Origin of the sequence: Streptomyces sp. SD31 (genome assembly GCF_052068475.1) — a bacterium.
Classification (GTDB): Bacteria; Actinomycetota; Actinomycetes; order Streptomycetales; family Streptomycetaceae; genus Streptomyces.
Genome location: NZ_JBQHCX010000001.1, coordinates 636147 through 657013 on the forward strand (window position 1 = coordinate 636147; position 20867 = coordinate 657013).

The 20867-nt window shown below is 71.9% G+C and carries 19 protein-coding genes and 2 pseudogenes; 19 read left to right on the forward strand and 2 right to left on the reverse strand.

All coding sequences use genetic code 11. The features are described 5' to 3' along the window. Positions 1-102 precede the first annotated feature (102 nt). Positions 103-636 carry a YbjN domain-containing protein gene (locus tag ACTMVF_RS02850; RefSeq protein ID WP_441269332.1) on the forward strand — a complete coding sequence of 178 codons (534 nt, stop codon included), beginning with the start codon at positions 103-105 and terminating at the stop codon, positions 634-636. A 169-nt stretch (positions 637-805) separates the two neighbouring features. Here the strand turns inward: ACTMVF_RS02850 and ACTMVF_RS02855 are convergent, their stop codons facing one another. Further along, on the reverse strand, positions 806-1996 hold the full coding sequence (locus ACTMVF_RS02855; protein ID WP_441269333.1) for a pyridoxal phosphate-dependent aminotransferase: 1191 nt from the start codon (positions 1994-1996) through the stop codon (positions 806-808). A 787-nt stretch (positions 1997-2783) separates the two neighbouring features. On the opposite strand from ACTMVF_RS02855, the gene ACTMVF_RS02860 reads away from it, so the two are divergent. The 10 genes from ACTMVF_RS02860 (at position 2784) to kynU (ending at position 13284) form a co-directional block, all read left to right on the forward strand. Further along, positions 2784-3341, forward strand: a complete 558-nt coding sequence (locus ACTMVF_RS02860) for a DUF2617 family protein (protein WP_441269334.1) — start codon at positions 2784-2786, stop codon at positions 3339-3341. An 80-nt stretch (positions 3342-3421) separates the two neighbouring features. Next, complete coding sequence (locus tag ACTMVF_RS02865; RefSeq protein ID WP_441269335.1) at positions 3422-5065, forward strand: polyamine aminopropyltransferase; 1644 nt, start codon at positions 3422-3424, stop codon at positions 5063-5065. Between the two features lie 113 nt (positions 5066-5178). Then, complete coding sequence (locus tag ACTMVF_RS02870; RefSeq protein ID WP_441269336.1) at positions 5179-6045, forward strand: SRPBCC domain-containing protein; 867 nt, start codon at positions 5179-5181, stop codon at positions 6043-6045. Between the two features lie 225 nt (positions 6046-6270). Next, positions 6271-7068 (forward strand): aldose epimerase family protein, encoded by a 798-nt coding sequence (locus ACTMVF_RS02875; RefSeq protein ID WP_441269337.1) that lies wholly within the window; start codon positions 6271-6273, stop codon positions 7066-7068. Between the two features lie 10 nt (positions 7069-7078). Further along, entirely contained in the window at positions 7079-7627 is a 549-nt protein-coding gene (pyrE, locus tag ACTMVF_RS02880) for an orotate phosphoribosyltransferase (protein WP_003999325.1), read from the forward strand. Between the two features lie 184 nt (positions 7628-7811). Continuing rightward, positions 7812-8834, forward strand: a complete 1023-nt coding sequence (gene fbaA, locus ACTMVF_RS02885; RefSeq protein WP_403334521.1) for a class II fructose-bisphosphate aldolase — start codon at positions 7812-7814, stop codon at positions 8832-8834. 68 nt (positions 8835-8902) lie between these two features. Continuing rightward, on the forward strand, positions 8903-10384 hold the full coding sequence (locus ACTMVF_RS02890; RefSeq protein WP_441269338.1) for an MFS transporter: 1482 nt from the start codon (positions 8903-8905) through the stop codon (positions 10382-10384). 211 nt (positions 10385-10595) lie between these two features. Next, positions 10596-11009, forward strand: a complete 414-nt coding sequence (locus tag ACTMVF_RS02895) for a DUF3151 domain-containing protein (protein WP_441269339.1) — start codon at positions 10596-10598, stop codon at positions 11007-11009. 159 nt (positions 11010-11168) lie between these two features. Then, positions 11169-12008, forward strand: a complete 840-nt coding sequence (locus ACTMVF_RS02900) for a tryptophan 2,3-dioxygenase family protein (protein ID WP_441269340.1) — start codon at positions 11169-11171, stop codon at positions 12006-12008. Continuing rightward, positions 12001-13284, forward strand: coding sequence for a kynureninase (kynU, locus tag ACTMVF_RS02905; protein ID WP_441269341.1), 1284 nt, complete (start codon positions 12001-12003; stop codon positions 13282-13284). The genes ACTMVF_RS02900 and kynU overlap by 8 nt, the downstream gene beginning before the upstream one ends. On the opposite strand, the gene ACTMVF_RS02910 is transcribed toward kynU, so the two are convergent. Next, positions 13281-13883: a TetR/AcrR family transcriptional regulator gene (locus ACTMVF_RS02910; protein ID WP_441269342.1), complete on the reverse strand. Its 603-nt coding sequence runs from the start codon at positions 13881-13883 to the stop codon at positions 13281-13283. The genes kynU and ACTMVF_RS02910 overlap by 4 nt on opposite strands. Before the next feature lie 219 nt (positions 13884-14102). Between ACTMVF_RS02910 and ACTMVF_RS02915 the strand changes: the two genes are divergently transcribed. The 8 genes and pseudogenes from ACTMVF_RS02915 to ACTMVF_RS02950 all read left to right on the forward strand — a co-directional run bounded on the left by ACTMVF_RS02915 (position 14103) and on the right by ACTMVF_RS02950 (position 20762). After that, positions 14103-15002 (forward strand): alpha/beta hydrolase, encoded by a 900-nt coding sequence (locus ACTMVF_RS02915; RefSeq protein ID WP_441269343.1) that lies wholly within the window; start codon positions 14103-14105, stop codon positions 15000-15002. Positions 15003-15166: 164 nt separating this feature from the next. After that, positions 15167-16237 (forward strand): alpha/beta hydrolase, encoded by a 1071-nt coding sequence (locus tag ACTMVF_RS02920; RefSeq protein ID WP_441269344.1) that lies wholly within the window; start codon positions 15167-15169, stop codon positions 16235-16237. Between the two features lie 88 nt (positions 16238-16325). Further along, positions 16326-16586: pseudogene (locus tag ACTMVF_RS02925) on the forward strand (acyltransferase family protein); the annotation flags it as partial. After that, positions 16580-17080, forward strand: a pseudogene (locus ACTMVF_RS02930) (LuxR C-terminal-related transcriptional regulator); the annotation flags it as partial. The pseudogenes ACTMVF_RS02925 and ACTMVF_RS02930, both read left to right, overlap by 7 nt. A gap of 127 nt (positions 17081-17207) precedes the next feature. Then, on the forward strand, positions 17208-18545 hold the full coding sequence (locus ACTMVF_RS02935) for a sensor histidine kinase (RefSeq protein ID WP_441269345.1): 1338 nt from the start codon (positions 17208-17210) through the stop codon (positions 18543-18545). Continuing rightward, positions 18542-19207: a response regulator gene (locus ACTMVF_RS02940; RefSeq protein WP_403334544.1), complete on the forward strand. Its 666-nt coding sequence runs from the start codon at positions 18542-18544 to the stop codon at positions 19205-19207. The genes ACTMVF_RS02935 and ACTMVF_RS02940 overlap by 4 nt, the downstream gene beginning before the upstream one ends. Before the next feature lie 62 nt (positions 19208-19269). Next, entirely contained in the window at positions 19270-20490 is a 1221-nt protein-coding gene (locus ACTMVF_RS02945; protein WP_441269346.1) for a cytochrome P450, read from the forward strand. Positions 20491-20594: 104 nt separating this feature from the next. After that, positions 20595-20762 carry a hypothetical protein gene (locus tag ACTMVF_RS02950; protein WP_441269347.1) on the forward strand — a complete coding sequence of 56 codons (168 nt, stop codon included), beginning with the start codon at positions 20595-20597 and terminating at the stop codon, positions 20760-20762. Positions 20763-20867: the final 105 nt, after the last annotated feature.

The window sequence follows — 20867 nt, forward strand, 5'->3', positions numbered from 1 at the left end:
GACCGGATCGAGTCAGCCGAGGGCTGACAGCCCCGTCCGGGCTTGCCACCCCCCTCCCCGCATGGGGGAGGATGGCGGAATCCGTACGAAGGGAAAATCACGGTGAGCATCGACCCGTCCTCGATTCCGAACTTCGGGGGTCAGCAGCAGCCGCAGCCCGGCCCGCCGCCCGGCCCCGTTGTCCCGGATCAGGACCTCGTGAAGCAGCTCCTGGACCAGATGGAGCTGAAGTACGTCGTCGACGACGAGGGTGACCTCGCGGCGCCGTGGGAGCAGTTCCGTACGTACTTCATGTTCCGCGGCGAGGGCGACCAGCAGGTCTTCTCGGTGCGGACGTTCTACGACCGGCCCCACCAGATCGACGAGAAGCCGCAGCTCCTCGAGTCGATCGACGACTGGAACCGCCGGACCCTGTGGCCGAAGGTCTACAGCCACACGCACGACGACGGCACCGTCCGCCTGATCGGCGAGGCGCAGATGCTGATCGGCACCGGCGTGGCCCTGGAGCACTTCGTCTCGTCGACGGTCAGCTGGGTGCGGGCCGCCATCGAGTTCGACAAGTGGCTCGTCGAGCAGCTCGGCCTGGAGCAGGAGATCAACGAGGCGGAGAAGCCCGAGGAAGAAGACGGCGAGTAAGCCGCGACACCAGGCGTGGCCTACGGCGGTGTATCGGCCCTTACGACCGGATACGCGCCGTGGGCGAGGTGAGCCCGGCCCAGGGCACCGGCCACCACGGCCGCGTGCCGGGGCCGGGCTCTCGCCGTCCACAGCCTGTGGGTGACTGTCCGGCCCCGGCGAGGAGGCCTCAGCCCGCCAGCGCCTTGAGTCGCCGCACCGCCTCCTCCAGCACCCCCGTCTGCTTGCAGAACGCGAACCGCACGAACGGCGCCCCCGCCTCCCGGTGGTCGTAGAAGACCGCGTTGGGGATGGCGACCACCCCGGCCCGCTCCGGCAGCGCGCGGCAGAAGGCGAAGCCGTCGCTCTCGCCGAGGGGCCGGATGTCGGTGGTGATGAAGTAGGTGCCGGCGGGCTTGAAGACCTCGAACCCCGCCTCCGTCAGACCCGTCGCCAGCAGGTCCCGCTTGGCCAGCATGTCCTCGCGGAAGGCCGCGAAGTAGCTGTCGGGCAGCGCGAGCGCCTCGGCGACCGCGTACTGGAACGGCCCCGACGAGACGTACGTCAGGAACTGCTTCGCCGACCGTACGGCCGTGACCAGGCCGGACTGCGCGGTCACCCAGCCGACCTTCCAGCCGGTGAAGGAGAACGTCTTGCCCGCCGACCCGATGGTCACCGTCCGCTCCCGCATCCCCGGGAAGCCGGCCAGCGGCAGGTGCTCGGCGTCGTCGAAGACCAGGTGCTCGTACACCTCGTCGGTCACCACGAGCAGGTCCCGCTCGACGGCCAGCTCGGCGATCGCCGCCAGCTCCTCGCGGGTGAGGACCGTGCCGGTGGGGTTGTGCGGGGTGTTGATCAGCAGGAGTCGGGTGCGGTCCGTCACCGCGGCGCGCAGCTCGTCCATGTCGAGCCGGAAGCTGCCCTCGCTCGGACGCAGGGTGACCGGCACGCGCGTGCCGCCCGCCATGGCGATGCAGGCCGCGTAGGAGTCGTAGTACGGCTCGAAGGCGATCACCTCGTCGCCGGGCTCCAGCAGCGCGAGCAGCGTGGCCGCGATGGCCTCGGTGGCGCCCGCGGTGACCAGGACCTCCGTGTCGGGGTCGTACGACAGCCCGTAGCGCCGCTCCTGGTGCGCGGCGATCGCGGTGCGCAGCTCGGGGACGCCGGGGCCCGGCGGGTACTGGTTGCCGCGCCCGTCCCGCAGGGCCCGTACGGCCGCCTCGCGGACCTCCTCGGGGCCGTCGGTGTCGGGGAAGCCCTGGCCCAGGTTGATGGACCCGGTCCGCAGGGCCAGCGCGGACATCTCGGCGAAGATCGTCGTCCCGAACTCGGCGAGACGGCGGTTGAGCAGGGGGCGCGAGGTGGAGGTCATGCCGGTCATCCTGCGCCCAAGCTCTGGACTTGCTCAACTCTGCTTTGGGTCGTGAGACGGCCGGGCATCTGACTGCCACGCACCGAGCGGGAGGCGCCCACGGGGGGACGCCTCGGTCCGCTTCGGGGGAACGGAAGGAGGCTGACGCCGTGATCACAGTTTTCATCGGGGCGCTGGTCGCATTGCTGTTCGTGGTGATCGTCGTGGCCATGGCCCGCGCCGGCGGCGGCGGTTCGGTCCACCGCACGCGCAGCCGTCGGGGGAGCTCGCACGACAGCTCAGGCTCAGCCGGCGGCAGTTGGTGGGCCGGCGGGGGAGACAGCGGCTCGGGGGGATCGTCCTGCGGAGGCGGCTCGTCCTGCGGAGGCGGGTCGTCCTGCGGTGGAGGAGGGGGCGGTGGCGGATGCGGTGGCGGAGGCAGCTGACACGGGGCAGCTGAGTTCCCCTGGGGGGAACCGCATCCGGAAGGAGCGGGGCCGGTGCCTGGACCGGCCCCGCTTTGCTGTTTTCCGTACGGCTTTCGCGGCGGGCAGGTGCGCCCCCGGCGTACGCCGGGGTTGAACAGTTGAGCTGATAAGCCCTCTGAGGGATGGAAACCCTACGAACTTGGGTAAAAACGCTGTGACGGCGCCACCGTTCATGATTCAGTGAAATTCACCAACGCAGCCCCTCGGACGTCCCGCGGACACCCCTTCTGACCGGCCGACTGGGCTGACCCGGCCGACCTCCCGGTGTCGGCCGGGGGTGCGCCGGAGCCCGATACCTCCCTTTCTTTGCGTGCTAGCGGAGCCCATCCATGCTCACGACCCTGAACACCGCCTATACCGACACGCGCGCGGCCGACCTCGCCTGGGCCCTGGGGCGGGAGCCGCTGCCCGCCCTGGCCACACTCGACCTCGAACTGACCGGCGCGAAGCTTGAGTTGAGACTGCTCGGCGCGTCCCACCAGGTACTCCTGCAGGAGGAGCGGGGCATCTGCTCGGAGACCGTGGCATGCATGCCGGGCAGTAGCACGCCGCTTCCGCTCGGGGTGGCCAAGCGGGTGGGCGACTGGGAGTACGAGTTCGCGGCCCGGGTGGAGGTGCTGTCACCGGGTCAGTTCGCGGGCCGCGCACAGGAGTTGCTGGCACTGGTGGCCGACCACCCGCACGGCCTCGCCGGCGTCTTCCCGGGCAGTCCGCACGCCTTCACGGCGATGCTGGCCCAGCGTCAGGAGGGACAGATGCACTGGCGGACGTGGCACGCGTATCCGCAGGACGGGCAGTTGGTGGCCACCCGGACGCGGGTGGGGGTGCGGGTGGTGTCGGGCACTTCCCGGCGCCGGGGAGGCGATCTCAGCGCGTCCGGCGTGTGAGGCGACGCAAACGTCCCGCGCGTCAACAACACACGTGTGGGTGACCCAGCGTGCCGCAGGCGTAACGTACCGTCGGCAACGTGATCGAACCGCACGCACCCGCCCCACCCGGCACAGCGCCGCCCCGGGGCGGCTGCGCGCGGCTCCCGGTCCGGCCGGGCACGGGCCGGTTCCTGGTCCTCGCGGGCGTCTTCGTCTGCGCCGCCTGCGGACTCGTATACGAACTCGAACTCGTCGCCCTCGCCTCGTACTTGATCGGCGACTCGGTCACCCAGGCCTCCGTCGTGCTCTCCGTCATGGTCTTCGCGATGGGCATCGGCTCCCTGGTCGCCAAACGCCTGCGCCCGCTCGCCGCGGCCGGCTTCGGCGCCGTCGAGGCCGTCCTCGCCCTCGTCGGCGGCTGCAGCGCGCTCGCCCTGTACGCCGTCTTCGCCTGGACCGGCGACTGGGGCGGCATGTGGGCCAACGGCCCCCGCTGTCTCCTCGTCGCCTTCTCCCTCACCATCGGCCTGCTGATCGGCGCCGAGATCCCGCTGCTGATGGAGCTGATCCAGCGCATCCGGCGCCAGGACGCCGGCGGCGCGGTGGCCGACCTGTTCGCCGCGGACTACGTCGGCGCCCTCGTCGGCGGCCTCGCCTTCCCCTTCCTTCTGCTGCCCCTGCTGGGCCAGTTGACCGCGACGCTGATCACCGGCGCCGTCAACGCCGTCGCGGGCGGCGCGCTGGTCCTCGGCCTGTTCCGGCGGGACCTGACCCGCCGGGCCCGCTGGCTGCTGGTGATCGCCAACGTCACGGTGCTCGGCATCCTCGCCTCGGCCGCCGTCCTCGTCGACGACTTCGAACGGGCGGCCCGGCAGGCGGTGTACGGGCGGGACGTACGCGTGGCGCTGCAGACGGACGTCCAGGAGGTCGTCATCACCGGCGGCACCCACGGCCGCCCCCTCGACCTCTTCCTCGACGGCCGCCTGAGGGTCAGCGGCCGCGACGAACGCCGCTATCACGAGGCGCTGGTCCACCCCGCGATGAGCGGCGACCACACGCGCGTACTGATCCTCGGCGGCGGGGACGGGCTGGCGGCGCGCGAGGTGCTGCGCCACCCCGGGGTGCGGCGGGTCGACGTGGTCGAGGCCGACGCCGGGGTGGTGCGGCTGGCGCGCCGGGACCCGCCGCTGTCGAAGCTGAATGGCCATGCCTACGACGACCCCCGCGTCCATGTCATGACGGGCGACGCCTTCCGCCGGCTGCGGGCGGCGCCGCCGACGTCGTACGACGTCGTCATCTCGGATCTGCCCGACCCCGGCATCACCGCCAGCACCAAGCTGTACTCACAGGAGTTCTACGGCCTCACCCGCCGCGTCCTGACCCCGCGCGGACGCCTCGCCGTCCACGCCGGGCCGGTCTCCTCCCGCCCCCGCAGTTTCTGGACGGTCGACACCACACTCCGCGCGGCGGGTCTGCGCACGGCGCCGTACTGCGTCAGGGGCCGCGCCTCCGGCTTCGCCCCGGGCCCCGACCGCTCGGCAGGCCCTACGCGGGCACCGCACGACTGGGGGTTCATCCTGGCGGGGCGGGGGGAGCGGCCGGCGCTGCGGCTCCGGGAGGGGAAAGGGGCGCCGCGGTTGGGGACGTTGACGCAGGAGAGGCTGGTGGCGCACGCGGGGGTGGCGGAGGGGACTCGGGTCGGGGGGCTGGGAGTGTCGACGTTGGTGCATCCGCGGTATTGAGGGCGCGGGCAGGCTTGGGCGGGGGCGGAGGATACGCCTGGTCGGGCCGTGTCCGGTGAGAATCCTTGGATGTACGGGTGCGCTTCGCGCCATGCTGGGTAGGCTCGCTCACCATGGAGCATGAGGTGTTCGTTCCGGTTGCGGCCGAGCGGCTCAGGGAGGTGCTGGCCGATCCCGTACGGGTTGCCCGGGCGGTCCCCGGGCTCCAGCAGGACGCCGGTGCCGAGCCTGTCGCCGGGCGGCTGAAAGTGCGCGTCGGTGGTCACACCATCACGTACCGGGGTGCTGTGCGGGTGTCCGAGCGCGAGGACGGCTCGTACGCCGTGGAGGGCGACGCCACCGAGGCGCGGGGCAGTGGTTCCGTGAAGCTCGCGTTGACGGTGCGGGTTCGGGAGGCCGACGGGGGCTCCGCCCTGACATTCGAGGGGGCCGCTTCGGCGGACGGGCGGATCGCGGAGTTCTCGGCGGAGGCGGTCGGGTCGGCTGTGGCTCGGTTGCTGAGCCGGTTCGGGGAGCAGCTCGGGGTGGTGGCGGGGGAGACGGCGTCGGCGGTGGGTGAGGACGAGGCGGGGGACGCCGGGGAGACCGCGGAGACCCTGGAGACCCTGGCTCCTGGGGAGTTCGAAACGCGGGTCACCAGTGACTTCGAGACGACGCCGGATGCGGATGATGCTGCGGCGCCTGAGCCTGCGGCGCCCGAGCCTGCGGCGCCTGAACCGGGGGCTGAAGTGAGCGAACCTGCGGACGCCGGTGCCGATGCCGGTGAGCCTGCCGTCGCCGAGGCGGCTCATGCTCGGCGGACGATGATCGGGCGTAGTGCGGAGGAAGTGGACCATGCTCCGCCGCGGGGGCGTTATGCGCCGGTGCCTGCGCCGCAGACCGTTGCGCCGAGTTCTGCGTTGCGGTGGGCGGCTCCGGCGGCGGCCGTGGTGGTGGCGTCGGCGATCGTGGTGGGGCGGATGCTTCGGCGGCGTCGCTGAGGGTTTTCGCCCCCGCCGCCCCTACCCGCCCCATCCCCAGGGGCGCTGCCCCTTCGACCCCGCCCTCCTGGGGGCCTGCGGCCCCCAGACCCCCGCTTCGGCCCTGAACGGGCCTCGTCCTCAAACTCCACCAGAGGACCCCGGACGGGCTGAGACGCACGACCGGCGTCGAGAAGCGGACGCAGACTCTTCAGGCCCCCTTGATCACCCCAGTAGGGTCGTCCCGTGAGTAACGAACACATCACGCTGACCGCGGGTGACGCGGAGGTGGACGTGCTGCCGGGGAACGGCGGGCGGGTCGGGGGGCTGCGCGTCGGGGGGAGCGAGTTGTTGCGGCAGGGGGAGCGGTTCGGGTGTTTCCCGATGGTTCCCTGGTGCGGGCGGATCCGGGACGGGCGGTTCCTGGACGGGGCCGTGGTGCGGCAGATGCCGCTCAACGCCCCGCCGAACGCCATCCACGGCACCGTACGGGACGGCGCCTGGCGCGTCGCCCGGGCCGCCGACGACGAGGCGGTCATCACGTACGACCTGGTCGAGCCGTGGCCCTATGCCGGCCGCGTCACGCAGGTCGTCGCGCTCACCCCGGACAGCCTCAGCCTCACCATGTCCGTCGAGACGTACGAGACGTCCTTCCCGGCGCAGATCGGCTGGCATCCCTGGTTCAACCGGAACCTCGGCGGGGAGGGGGCGCAGGATGTGCGGCTCGACTTCAGCCCGGCCTGGCAGGAGGAGCGCGGGGACGATCACCTTCCCACCGGGAATCGGATCGAGCCGAAGCCGGGGCCCTGGGACGACTGCTTCGGTATGCCCGGCGGCGTCGACGTCACGCTCACCTGGCCGGGGCAGTTGGAGCTGAAGGTGAGCAGTCGGGAGGAGTGGGTCGTCGTGTACGACGAGCAGGAGGCCGCCGTGTGTGTCGAGCCGCAGACCGGGCCGCCCAATGGGCTCAACAGCATGCCTCGCCTGGTCACGCCCTTGGAGCCGCTCGAAGCCACGACCGTCTGGAGCTGGCGGCGCCTCTAAGCTGGGCGGCATGACTGACGTACGTGGCGAGCTGCTGCAGCAGATCAAGGACAAGGCCGTGGTGCACGGCAAGGTGACCCTGTCGTCGGGGCTGGAGGCCGATTACTACGTCGATCTTCGGCGTATCACCCTCGACGGGGAGGCGGCCCCGCTCGTCGGGCAGGTGCTGCTCGATCTGACCGCGGAGCTGGAGTTCGACGCGGTGGGCGGGCTCACCATGGGTGCCGACCCCGTCGCCGCCGCGATGCTGCACGCCGCCGCGGCGCGCGGGAAGCGACTGGACGCCTTCGTCGTGCGCAAGGCCGCCAAGGCGCACGGGCTCCAGCGGCGGGTCGAGGGGCCGGACATCGCGGGGCGGCGGGTTCTCGTCGTCGAGGACACCTCCACCACGGGCGGTTCGCCGCTCGCCGCCGTCGAGGCCGTGCGCGAGGCGGGCGCCGAGGTGGTCGCCGTCGCGACCATCGTCGACCGGGCCACCGGCGCCGCCGAGAAGATCCAGGAAGGTGCCGGGGTGCCGTACCTCTTCGCCTACTCCAAGGACGAACTCGGGCTCGACTGACCGAGGTCCGACGGGCGTCCATCTCGGCTGATGACAGACGCTCGGACCATCCCGGTTCGTCTGGAAAGATGGGGCCGACGACGACGTCGCAACCCCCCCAAGGTCTAGGTCAGGGCCGTAAGAAGAACGCCGTACGCAGTTACGTACGTAGTACGTCAACCCGCACACTCCAAGGAGCGGACAGATGCCCATCGCAACCCCCGAGGTCTACAACGAGATGCTCGACCGGGCGAAGGCAGGCAAGTTCGCCTACCCGGCCATCAACGTGACGTCGACCCAGACCCTGCACGCGGCCCTGCGCGGTTTCGCGGAGGCGGAGAGCGACGGCATCATCCAGATCTCGACGGGTGGCGCCGAGTTCCTGGGCGGTCAGCACAACAAGGACATGGTGACCGGCGCCGTCGCCCTGGCCGAGTTCGCGCACATCGTCGCCAAGAAGTACGACATCACCGTCGCCCTGCACACGGACCACTGCCCGAAGGACAAGCTCGACGGGTACGTACGGCCGCTGCTCGCGGTGTCGGAGGAGCGGGTCGCGCGCGGTGAGAACCCGCTGTTCCAGTCGCACATGTGGGACGGCTCGGCCGAGACCCTCGCCGACAACCTGTCCATCGCGCAGGAGCTGCTGGAGCGCGCCCGCGCCGCGAAGATCATCCTTGAGGTCGAGATCACCCCGACCGGTGGCGAGGAGGACGGCGTCTCGCACGAGATCAACGACTCGCTGTACACGACCGTCGACGACGCGATTCGTACGGTGGAGGCCCTCGGCCTCGGTGAGAAGGGGCGCTACCTGCTCGCCGCCTCCTTCGGCAACGTCCACGGCGTCTACAAGCCGGGCAACGTCGTGCTCCGCCCCGAGCTGCTCAAGGAGCTGAACGAGGGCGTCGCCGCCAAGTACGGCAAGGCGTCCCCGTTCGACTTCGTCTTCCACGGCGGCTCCGGCTCCACCGCCGAGGAGATCGCGACCGCGCTGGACAACGGCGTCGTCAAGATGAACATCGACACCGACACGCAGTACGCCTTCACGCGTCCGGTCGCCGACCACATGTTCAAGAACTACGACGGCGTCCTCAAGGTCGACGGCGAGGTCGGTTCGAAGAAGACCTACGACCCGCGCACCTGGGGCAAGCTCGCCGAGGCGAGCATGGCCGCGCGCGTGACGGAGGCCTGCTCGAACCTGCGCTCCACGGGTACGAAGATCAAGTAACCCGAGCGTTCACCCACCTCGCAGCGAGCCCGGTGCCATGGCGCCGGGCTCGCTGTATACCTGAGGGCATGCCCGACGTTCGGCTGGCCTCCCCGCAGGGCAAGTGGATCCTGCTCACCACCATCCTCGGCTCCAGCATGGCCCTGCTGGACTCGACCGTCGTCAACGTGGCCCTCCCGCGCATCGGCCGCGACCTCGACGCCGACCTGGCCGCCCTCCAGTGGACCGTCAACGCGTACATGCTCACGCTGGCCGGGCTGATCCTGCTCGGCGGTTCCCTCGGGGACCGGTACGGGCGCCGCAAGATCTTCGTCATCGGGGTCGTGTGGTTCGCGGTGGCCTCGCTGCTGTGCGGGATCGCCCCGAACGCGGGGGTGCTCATCGCCGCCAGGGCGTTGCAGGGGATCGGCGGGGCGCTCCTCACGCCGGGGTCGCTCGCGCTCATCCAGGCGTCCTTCCATCCCGACGACCGGGGGCGGGCCGTGGGCCTGTGGTCGGGGTTCGGGGGCGTCGGTGCGGCGGTCGGGCCGTTTGTCGGCGGGTGGCTCGTCGACGGGCCGGGCTGGCGGTGGGTGTTCCTGCTCAACGTCCCGCTGGCCCTGCTGTGTGTGCCGGTGGCGCTGCGGCATGTCCCCGAGTCGGGGGACGGCCGTAAGCACGGCCGCTTCGACGTGCTCGGCTCGGCGCTCGGTGCGCTGTCCCTCGCCCTGGTGACGTACGCGCTGATCGAGGCCCGTGGGGATTCGGTCGTCGTCACCGTGTCCGCGGTCGCCGGGGTGGCCGCCGGCATCGCCTTCGTGGTCGTCGAGAAGCGGCGCCCCGACCCGATGATGCCGCTCGACATCTTCGCGTCCCGCCAGTTCAGCGCGGTCAACCTCGTCACCCTGTGCGTGTACGCGGCCCTCGGCGGCTTCTTCTTCCTCGCCGCGCTCCAGCTCCAGGTCGTCTCCGGTTACTCGGCCCTCGGCGCCGGTACGGCACTGCTGCCGACGACCGTCCTGATGCTGCTGCTCTCCGCCCGCTCCGGCGCCCTCGCCGACCGGATCGGGCCGCGTGTCCCGCTCACCGTCGGGCCCCTGCTGTGCGCGGCCGGCATGCTGCTGATGCTGCGCGTGGGGCCGGACGCCTCGTACGTCGCGGACGTACTGCCGGCCGTCCTCGTCCTCGGCTTCGGTCTGGTCACCCTGGTCGCCCCGCTGACCGCCACCGTCCTCGCCTCCGTGGACGTCGCGCGGGCGGGGCTGGCCAGCGGCATCAACAATGCGGCGGCCCGCGCGGCCGGTCTCGTCGCCGTGGCCGCGCTGCCTCTGCTGACCGGGATGGGGCAGGAGGCGTACCGCTCGCCTGCGGCCTTCGACGACGCCTTCGGTCGGGCGATGTCCGTGTGCGCGGGGGTCCTCGTGGTGGGAGCGGTCCTCGCCTTCGTGACCGTGCGCCGCCTGCCGCCGGACTGCACCCGCCCCGAGTGCCGCACCCACGGCGGGGTCGTGGCGCCGCCGCTGGAGGGGCGGCCGGTGCGGGGCAGGGTGCCTGAGGGTGGGGGTTCCTAGGGGTGGTTTTCGCCCCCGCCGCCCCTACCCGTCCCATCCTCCAGGGGCGCTGCCCCTTCGACCCCGGTCCCTGGGGGCCTGCGGCCCCCAGACCCCCGCTTCGGCCCTGAACGGGCCTCGTCCTCAAACGCCGGACGGGCTGGGATTGCCTGGGCCGGCGTCGAGAGGGGGTGGCCGTGGTCGGCGCCCCCCATGCCTCAGACTGGAACCCATGACGATTCACGAGAACCTCCTCGGGGGACCGCCCCCGACCCACCTCCCCGACGATCCCGACCCGCGTGAGCTGCTCGCCGGTGGGACCGCGCCCGCGGACGTCGCCGCGAAGTACCCGACCTCCTCGCTGGCATGGGCTCAGCTGGCCGACGACGCGTTCGAGCGGGGCAGCGTCGTGGAGTCGTACGCCTATGCCCGTACGGGCTACCACCGGGGCCTGGACTCCCTGCGCCGCAACGGCTGGAAGGGCCACGGCCCCGTCCCCTGGGAGCACGAGCCGAACCGTGGCTTCCTGCGGGCCCTGCACGCCCTCGCCCGTGCCGCCGGAGCGATCGGCGAGCAGGAGGAGTACGAGCGCTGCACGCAGTTCCTGAAGGACTCCTCGCCGACGGCGGCCCAGACGCTGGGTTAATCGCCGAACGCCGATGTGTTCTCCCGGGCCCGCCTGTGTGATCAGGCGGGCCTTGCATTTTCGGCGGACCATCGAAGAAGATGCCCGGCGGGGACCGGGGCCCCCGTGTCGGTAACGGCAGGGGCGGACCGCTACCCTGAGTTACCACAGGAGACAGCGATGTCCCACGAGGCTCACGAGGCTGAAGAGCCCTCGACTCCGCATCTCGACTTCGCAGGCACCACGCCGTACGAGGACTACGTACAGGCGGACGTCCTCACCCACCTCCAGCACACCCTCTCCGACGACCCCGGAGAGATGGTCTTCCTGGTCACGACCCAGGTGATGGAGCTGTGGTTCACGGTCATCGTCCACGAGTGGGAGACGGCCGCGAACGCCCTCCGCGAGGACCGTGTGCCGGTGGCGATCGACGCGCTCAAGCGTTCCGTACGGGAACTGGAGGCCCTGAACGCCTCCTGGAAGCCGCTCGGCCAGCTCACGCCGGCCCAGTTCAACGCATACCGCAGCGCCCTCGGCGAGGGCTCCGGCTTCCAGTCGGCGATGTACCGCCGCATGGAGTTCCTGCTCGCCGAGAAGTCCGCGTCCATGCTGGTCCCGCACCGCGGCGCCCCGCGCGTCCACGCGGAACTGGAGAAGGCGCTGCACGAGCCGAGCCTGTACGACGAGGTGCTGCGCTTCCTCGCCCGGCGCGGCTGCGCGATCCCGGAGAGCGTGCTGAAGCGCGACGTGTCGCGGCGGTACGAGCCGTCGGACGCGGTGGAGGCCGTCTGGACCGAGATCTACTCCGGCGACCAGAACGCCGAACTCGCCCGCCTCGGCGAGGCGTTGACCGATGTCGCCGAACTGGTGTGGCGCTGGCGCAACGACCACCTCGTCGCCACCCGGCGCGCGATGGGCGCCAAGGCCGGTACCGGCGGTTCGGCCGGGGTGGCCTGGCTGGAGAAGCGCGCGCAGAAGAACGTGTTCCCGGAGCTGTGGACGGCGAGGTCCCATGTCTGAGTTCGCGGAACTCGCCGCCAAGGCGGGGGCGCTGGACGCGGCCGACGAACTGGCCGGCGTCCGCAAGCAGTTCGTACTCGATGACGTTGTCTACCTCGACGGCAACTCCCTGGGCGCCCTCCCGGCCAACGTGCCGGGGCGGGTCGAGGACGTCGTACGGCGGCAGTGGGGCGAGCTGCGTATCCGCTCCTGGGGCGAGAGCGGCTGGTGGACCGCCCCCGAGCGGATCGGGGACCGGATCGCTCCCCTGGTGGGCGCGGCGCCCGGCCAGATCGTGGTCGGTGACTCGACAAGTGTCAATGTTTTCAAGGCACTTGTCGCCGCTGTGCGGATGGCGAACTCCGCTGTCGGCGGGGCGGGCCGTCCAGGAAGCCGGGACGAGATCCTGGTCGACGCGACGACCTTCCCCACGGACGGGTACATCGCCTCGTCGGTGGCGCGGATGACAGGGTGCGCGCTGCGGCCCGTGACGCCCGCGCAGGTGCCGGGTGCGCTGAACGGGCGTACGGCCGCCGTCCTGCTGAACCACGTCGACTACCGCACCGGCCGCCTGCACGACCTGCCGTCCCTCACCGCCGCCGTGCACGCGGCGGGGGCGTACGTCGTCTGGGACCTCTGCCACAGCGCGGGCGCGCTGCCGGTGGGGCTGGACGAGCACGGCGTCGACCTGGCGGTCGGCTGCACGTACAAGTACCTGAACGGCGGGCCCGGTTCACCGGCGTACCTGTATGTGCGAAGCGATCTGCAGGACCGCTTCGACTCCCCGCTCCCCGGCTGGAACTCGCACGCCGAGCCCTTCGGCATGCGCGGCGACTTCGAACCGGCGGCGGGCGCACTGCGCGGTCGCGTCGGCACGCCGGACATCCTCTCCATGCTGGCCCTGGAGGCCGCGCTGGAGGTCTGGGAGGGCGTGTCGGTCGAGGCGGTGCGCGCCAAGTCCCTCGCGCTGACCGACTTCTTCCTGGAGTGCGTCGGGGCGTATGTGGGGGAGGGGCGCGTGGAGTCGGTGACTCCGGCGGCGCACGCGGAGCGCGGCAGCCAGGTGGCGCTGCGTTGCGAGGGCGCCGGGGATGTCATGAAGGCGCTCATCGAACGGGGCGTGGTCGGCGACTTCCGCCACCCTGACGTGCTGCGCTTCGGTTTCACACCGCTGTACGTCGGGTTCGCGGACGTGGAGCGGGCGGCGCGGGTGCTGGGGGAGGTGCTGGCGGAGGTGCCGGGGGAGGTGCTGGAGGAAAGGGTGCCGGAGGGGGCGGCCGAGGGGCCGCCGCGCTAACCGACGTACACCCCCGCCACGGCAGCCGCATGCGCGGCCCGCGCGGCGCGCTCCGCGGCGGGGGCGTCGGGGATCACCCCCGTCGTCAGCAACTGGTAGTACAAGGGCGCCGACACCGCCCGTACGACCGCCTCGGCGTCGGTCCCGGCGGGCAACTCCCCTCGGGCGACGCCCTGTTCCACGCACGGCGCCCACTCCGCGACCCGCACCTCGTAGAACCGCCGCAGCGCCTGCGCCGTACGTTCGTCGCAGGTCGCCGCGGCGATGACGGCGCGGAACAGGGCGCCCTGCCGGGCGTCCGCCAACGTCCGCCGCACCAGCGCCGCGTTGGCCCGCAGGTCCCCGAGCACGGACCCGGTCTCCTCGCGCGGCAGCGACTGTTCGGCCATGTCGGCGAGCAGGTCGGCCACCAGGCCCGTCACCGAGCCCCACCGGCGGTACACGGTCGTCTTGCCCACCTCGGCGCGCCGGGCGACGTCCGCGAGGTCGAGGCCGTCGAAACCCTGCTCCGCGAGCACATCTCCGGCCGCCCGCAGGACGGCCGCACGGACACGCGCGGTACGCCCTCCGGGACGTACGGTGCCGGGTTCGGCGGACATATCGGCCTCCTTGGTCACGTACGGGCTGCGGGGCGAGCTGCGGTGCGGTCCGCGAGGTCAGCGTAACGAAACGATAGAACCATTTAATCCTCACCGAGCGTGACATCCCTGTGTTGGCGCACGTCACCGGCCTGATACCGTCCCCGCCAGCGCGCCGAATTCCCCCTGGTCCGCCACCCCCATTCGTGCAAATCCGTTCCGTCGCTGAGAGGTTGGAGCATGCCGGACGACGTCGCAGCAGCCCGGGCCGCTGCCGAAGAGGAGTCGGCCTTCTCGCACCCGCCCGTCGACCCCGACGCCATCGCCTCGTACGGCGACCACCCCGACCAGGTGATCGACTTCTACGCGCCGCGCGGCGCGGCCGGTCCGGGCGGCCTCGCCCCGCTGGTCGTCCTGCTGCACGGCGGGGCTTGGCGGGCTCCGTACGACCGGCGGCATGTCACGCCGTTCGCGGACTTCATGGCTCGGCGGGGGTTCGCCGTGGCCAATGTGGAGTATCGGCGGGGCGGGGACGGCGCGGGCGGCGTGGCGGTTGCGCCTGCGGGGGGCGGACCGGTCGCCGGGCGCTGGCCGGACACCTTTGACGACGTGGCCGCCGCGCTGGACGCGCTGCCCGCGCTCGTACGGGAGATGCTCCCGCAGGCCGACCCGCGCCGCATGGTGCTCACCGGTCACTCGGCCGGCGGCCACCTGGCCCTCTGGGCGGCGGCCCGCCATGTCCTGCCCGCGGACGCCTCCTGGCGCACGGACCGCCCCGCCCCTCTGCGCGGTGTGGTCGCCCTGGCCCCGATCGCCGACTTCACGGTCGCCGACAAGCTGGACGTCTGCGGGGGTGCCGCGCGGCAACTCCTGGGCGGTGCAGTGGAGTTCGCCGAGCGCCGGCCCTACGCCGACCCCGCGCTCCTGCTCCCGACCGGCATCGCCACGACGCTCGTCCAGGGCCGCACCGACATCGTCGTCCCGCAGGCGGTCGCCGAGTCGTACGCGGACGCGGCGGCGAAGGCGGGGGAGGTGGTCGGTCTCACGCTGCTGGAGGACGTCGGGCACTTTCCGCTGATCGATCCGGCGGCGGACGCGTGTGCGGTGGTGGTGGAGGAGATCGCGCAGTTGGCGTGGTGACTCGGCGGCTCTTGTCCCGTACTGGGTGAGCCCCTTCGTACCCGTAATACCTGAGAGCTACGTCGCAGGTGAGCTCCCTGGCGGGACGCGGGCGACGAGGCTGGATCCGTAATTTCCCATCCAGACAAGCCCGATGGCCGGGCGGACTGGAAGGGAAGACGACCATGGGGCGGACCAGGGGGCGGACCACGGGGGTCGGCGCAGCCGGGGCGAGTGAGCCGAGGAAGACGAGCGAGCCGAAGAAGAAGGCCCACCGCAGTCACAGATGGCGCCGGGCCCTGCTCGCCACCCTGATCACCGGTGCCGTGGTCGTCCCGCTGTCCGGTGCCGCCCGTCCCGAGGTCCCCGCCCCGGCCCCGGCAGCCCTCACGCCGGTGACGGCGGCGACCCTGGACGAGACGTACGCGGCCAACCGTGCCAACGCCGCCGAGGCGTCCCGCATGGCCGCGGCCCACGGCAACCGCGAACGGGCCGCCGCGGACCGCGCGATGGCCGACCCGTCCCGTCACTTCCTCTCCTTCGACGGCCGCGGCCCCGGCCTCGCGACGGAGGTCTTCGGCGACCTGGCCCACGCCGACCGCATCGCGGTCCTGGTCCCGGGCTCCGACACATCCATCGACACCTACGACCGTTTCCGCGACGCCGCCCGGGCCCTGCACGAACGCCTCACCCGGGAGGCCCCGCAGGGCACCGGCACCGCGGTGGTCGCCTGGCTCGGCTACGAAACCCCGGCCACGGTCAGCACCACGGTCACGACGGCGGGCCGAGCCGAGGAGGCGGCCCCGAAGCTGCGGGAGTTCATACGGCAGCTGCGCGCCCTCGCGGACGCCGAGCCGAACGGGCCGGGGGGCAGCGAGCCGCACATCTCCCTCGTCTGCCACTCCTACGGCTCGGTGGTCTGCGGCCGTGCGGCCTCCCACCTGGACGTGGACGACATCGCCCTGGTCGGCAGCCCCGGCACCGGCGCGGACACCACGGCGGCCCTGCGCACGCCGGCCCGCGTCTGGGCGGCCCGCGGCAGCGACGACTGGGTGGCTCAGGTGCCGCACATCAGGCTCGACCTGTTCGGCACGGTCGTCGGCTTCGGCACCGACCCGATGTCCCCGTCCTTCGGCGCCCGGGTCTTCGCGGCGGGCGACGGCGGCCACAGCGACTACTTCCGGCCGGGCTCCACGTCCCTGGCGAACCTGGCCCGCATCGTCCTGGGCGAGACCTCGGAGGTGCGCCATGGCTGAGTCCTCGGCCGAGCCCGTCGTCGAGCCCCTGACCGAGCACATGGCCGGCCCCCGCGCCGAAGGGCGCCTGCGGGGCATGTGGCTGGGCATGGGCCGGGGCGCCGCCCGTGTCGACGCCGTCACCCCCGCCGACCGGGACCGGGCCGTCGACGCCCTGCGGGCCTTCGCCATCCTCGGTGTCGTCCTCGGCCACTGGCTGGTGACGGCCCTGGTGGCGGACGGCGGGACCGGCCTGCGCACCGGGAGCCCGCTCCACTACCTGCCCTGGCTGGCCCCGATCTCCTGGGCCTTCCAGACCCTCGCCGTGTTCTTCATGGTCGGCGGCCATGTGGCCACCCGCGGATCCGCATGCCCGAACTCGGCGGCATCGAGGCCACCCGCCGCATCACCGCCGAGTCACCGCACATCAAGGTGCTGGTGCTGACCACCTTCGACCTCGACGAGTACGTGTACGAGGCGCTGCGTGCGGGAGCCTCGGGCTTCCTCCTCAAGGACGCCTCCGCCGACCAGCTGGCCGAGGCGGTACGCGTCGTGGCGGCCGGCGACGCGCTGCTCGCGCCCGGCATCACCCGCCGGCTGATCACCGAGTTCTCCCGCCTCGACGACCGGCCCCGCGCCCCGCTGAAGGAACGCGTCGGCGACCTGACCGAGCGCGAGACGGAGGTCCTGGCGCTGATCGCCCAGGGCCTGTCGAACGCGGAGATCGCCGAACGCCTCGTCGTGGCCGAGCAGACCGTGAAGACCCACGTGGGCCGGATCCTGGTGAAGCTGGGGCTTCGGGACCGGACGCAGGCGGCCGTGTTCGCCTACGAGTCGGGACTGGTGCGGCCCTCCGGGTATTGAGCGTGGGTCCCGGTGGGCCCGTACCGGGCGCGACCAGCGGGGATACCCGTAGTACCTGAGATGGACCTGCCGGAACCCCTCTCACTGGGGACGACCGCTACTGGGCCCTGCGCCTACCGTTCTGTACGTGACCGAGACGACTCACCCGCAGACCCAGCCGCCGGGGGACGGGGCCAACCCGCGCAGCCCGGAGTTCCGGATGGCCGCCGAGGCCCTGCGCGGGCTGCGCCAGGACCTGATCCACGACGCCTTCGCCTACCGTCCGATGTCCCGCATGCGGGTCGACGGCCCGCTGACCAGGCGGCTGCCGACGCGTCTGCGGGAGTACGCCTCCTGGACCCCGCACGCGCTGATCGGGGTGGCCGCCCTGTTCACGCTGATGCTCGCCACGGTCGACTCCAGTGGCTCGGCCCTGCTGCTCGGTCCGCTCTGCGTGATGCCCGTGCTGCTGACCATGGTGCGGCCCGTCGGAGCGTTCTGGCTGTCCATGGCCGCCACCCCGTTCTCCGGCGTGCTCGGCCACAGCGCGGGCGCCTGGCCGTGGGTGCCCGGCGCCTTCGCCTCCCATCTGACGGTGCTGACGGTCGTGGCCGTGCGCACCCGGCCGCGTACGGCCCTGTGGATGTGGCTGGTGACGGGAGCGTACGGCCTGGTGACGGAGGCCGGTTTCGGCCCGGGCTACTACGGCACCAACACCGGGCCCATGATGGTCGTCTCCGCGATGTCCCTGCTCTGCGTCGCCCTCTGGCACATACGCCGGGAGGCGCGGCAGGAGGTCACCGCCCAGCAGACCGTGACCGCGCAGGAGCGTTCCAAGCGCACCCTGCTGGAGGAGCGCACGACGATCGCCCGCGAACTGCACGACGTGGTCGCCCACCACATGTCGGTCGTCGCCATCCAGGCGGAGGCCGCCCCCTACCGGGTGGAGAACCCGCCGCCGGAGCTGGAGCGGGCCTTCGCCACCATCCGGGAGAACGCGGTGGCGGCGCTCACCGAACTGCGCCGCATCCTGGGCGTCGTCCGCGCCGAGGACTACGAGGCCCCGGACGCCCCGCAGCCCACCCTCGCCGACCTGGACGCGCTGCTGGCCAATGTGCGGGACGCGGGCCTGGACGTCGAGAAGACGGTGACCGGAGCGGTACGTACACTCCCGCAGGGCGTCGAGCTGTCGGCGTACCGGATCGTGCAGGAGGCACTGAGCAACAGCCTGCGCCACGCGCCCGGCGCCGGCGCCCGCGTCGAGATCGGCTACGTCCTCGGCGGTCTGGGCCTGCGCATAGTCAACGGCTCGCCGCCCGCGTCGGCCCTGCTGAAGCCCTCACCGGGTGCGGGGCACGGCATCACCGGGATGCGGGAGCGGGTCAGCATGCTGGGCGGCGAGATGACGGCGGGCCGGACGGAGGACGGCGGCTATGAGGTGGCCGTGTTCCTGCCGGTCACCATGACGGCAGAGGACGGCTCATGACCATCCGCGTACTGATAGCGGACGATCAGATGATGGTGCGCGAGGGCTTCTCGGTCCTGCTGAACGCGATGCCGGACATTGAGGTCGTCGGCGAGGCGGTCAACGGACGCGAGGCGGTGGACCGGGTCCGTGAACTCTCCCCCGATGTCGTGCTGATGGACATCCGCATGCCGGAGCTGAACGGCATCGAGGCCACCCGGGAGATCGTCGCGGCCGACAGCACGTCCAAGGTGCTGGTGCTGACCACCTTCGACCTCGACGAGTACGTGTACCAGGCGCTGCGTGCGGGAGCCTCGGGCTTCCTGCTGAAGGATGCCTCGGCTCGCCAACTCGCCGACGGCGTCCGGGTGGTGGCGGCCGGCGAGGCCCTCCTCGCCCCCTCCGTCACCCGGCGCCTGATCACCGAGTTCTCCAAGCTGTCCGACTCCCCGCGCCTGATGTCCTCCGCCCACGCGGCGTACGGGGAACTGACCGAGCGGGAGACGGAGGTGCTGGTGCTGATCGCGCAGGGCCTGTCGAACGCGGAGATCGCCGAGCGGCTGGTGGTCGCCGAGTCGACGATCAAGACCCACGTCAGCCGGATCCTGGTGAAGCTGGGCCTGCGGGACCGTACCCAGGCGGCGGTGTTCGCGTACGAGGCGCGGCTGGTCACGCCGGGCTGAGCCGACGCCCGCTGAGCCGACACCCCTGGTCAGGGAGGGGGAGGCCGGGCTAACGTCCGGGCATGGCAGCTCCTTCCCCCCTCGCCTTCGACCCGTGGGAGCCGGCGTTCCTGGCCGACCCGTACCCCGCCTACGCCGAACTGCGCGCCCGGGGCCGGGTGCACTGGTTCGAGCCCACGAACCAGTGGCTGGTCCCGCACCACGCGGACGTCTCGGCGCTGCTGCGGGACCGCAGGCTGGGCCGGACGTACCAGCACCGGTTCAGCCACGAGGACTTCGGACGCACCGCGCCGCCCGCCGAACACGAGCCGTTCCACACCCTCAACGACCACGGCATGCTCGACCTGGAGCCGCCGGACCACACCCGGATCCGCCGGCTGGTGTCGAAGGCGTTCACGCCGCGCACGGTGGAGCAGCTGAAGCCGTACGTGGCGAACCTCGCCGGGGAGCTGGTGGAACGGCTCGTCGAGGCGGGCGGCGGTGATCTGCTGGCGGATGTCGCCGAGCCGCTCCCGGTGGCCGTCATCGCGGAAATGCTGGGCATCCCCGAGTCCGACCGGGCCCCGCTGCGGCCCTGGTCGGCGGACATCTGCGGGATGTATGAGCTGAACCCGTCCGAGGAGACGGCGGCGAAGGCGGTGCGGGCGTCGGTGGAGTTCACCGAGTACCTGCGGGAGCTGATCGCCGAGCGCCGCAAGGAGCCCGGCGACGACCTGATCTCCGGCCTGATCGCGGCGTACGACGAGGGCGACCGCCTGACCGAGCAGGAGATGATCTCGACCTGCGTCCTGCTCCTGAACGCGGGCCACGAGGCCACGGTCAACGCCACCGTCAACGGCTGGTACGCCCTGTTCCGCAACCCCGACCAGCTCGCCGCCCTGCGGGCCGACCACTCCCTGGTCCCGTCCGCCGTCGAGGAGCTCATGCGCCACGACACCCCGCTCCAGCTCTTCGAGCGGTGGGTGCTGGACGACATCGAGATCGACGGTACGACGATTCCGCGCGGGTCGGAGATCGCGATGCTGTTCGGCTCCGCGAACCATGACCCGGCGGTGTTCGCCGACCCGGAACGGCTGGACCTCACCCGCAAGGACAACCCGCACATCTCCTTCAGCGCCGGCATCCACTACTGCATCGGAGCGCCGTTGGCCCGGATCGAGCTGGCGGCGTCGATGACGGCGCTGCTGGAGCGGACCCCGACGCTGCGCCTGACGGCGGAGCCGGAGAGGAAGCCGAACTTTGTGATCCGGGGGTTGGAGGGGCTTCAGGTGGAGGTGGCCTGAGAGGGGTCCTGGGGAAGCCCGGCAGCAGCGTTCGCGTAGCGCTGGATGGCGCAGTCAACGCATACGTCTCCCATCCGGGCGGCGGCACGCTGCATGAGGTCGTCATGGCTGCCGGCGAGGCCAAGGGACGTCAGCGTGTGGTGGCCGACGGTCTCGGCGAGGTCTGCGGCGTCGGACTGGACCGCGCCAACGGCTGGATCTACGTCAGCACGCGGGGCGGCAAGCTGTCGCGGATCTCCGGCGTGCTGCCCGGTTCCTCGGCAAAGTCGTAGCGCGGGGCGTCTTTTCGCGGGTGGACGAGTGTGGATGACTTGATCGCTTGGGTTGTTGAGGCTCACGCGGTCGAAGGGTCGTTCACACCCGCCCATGCCATATCG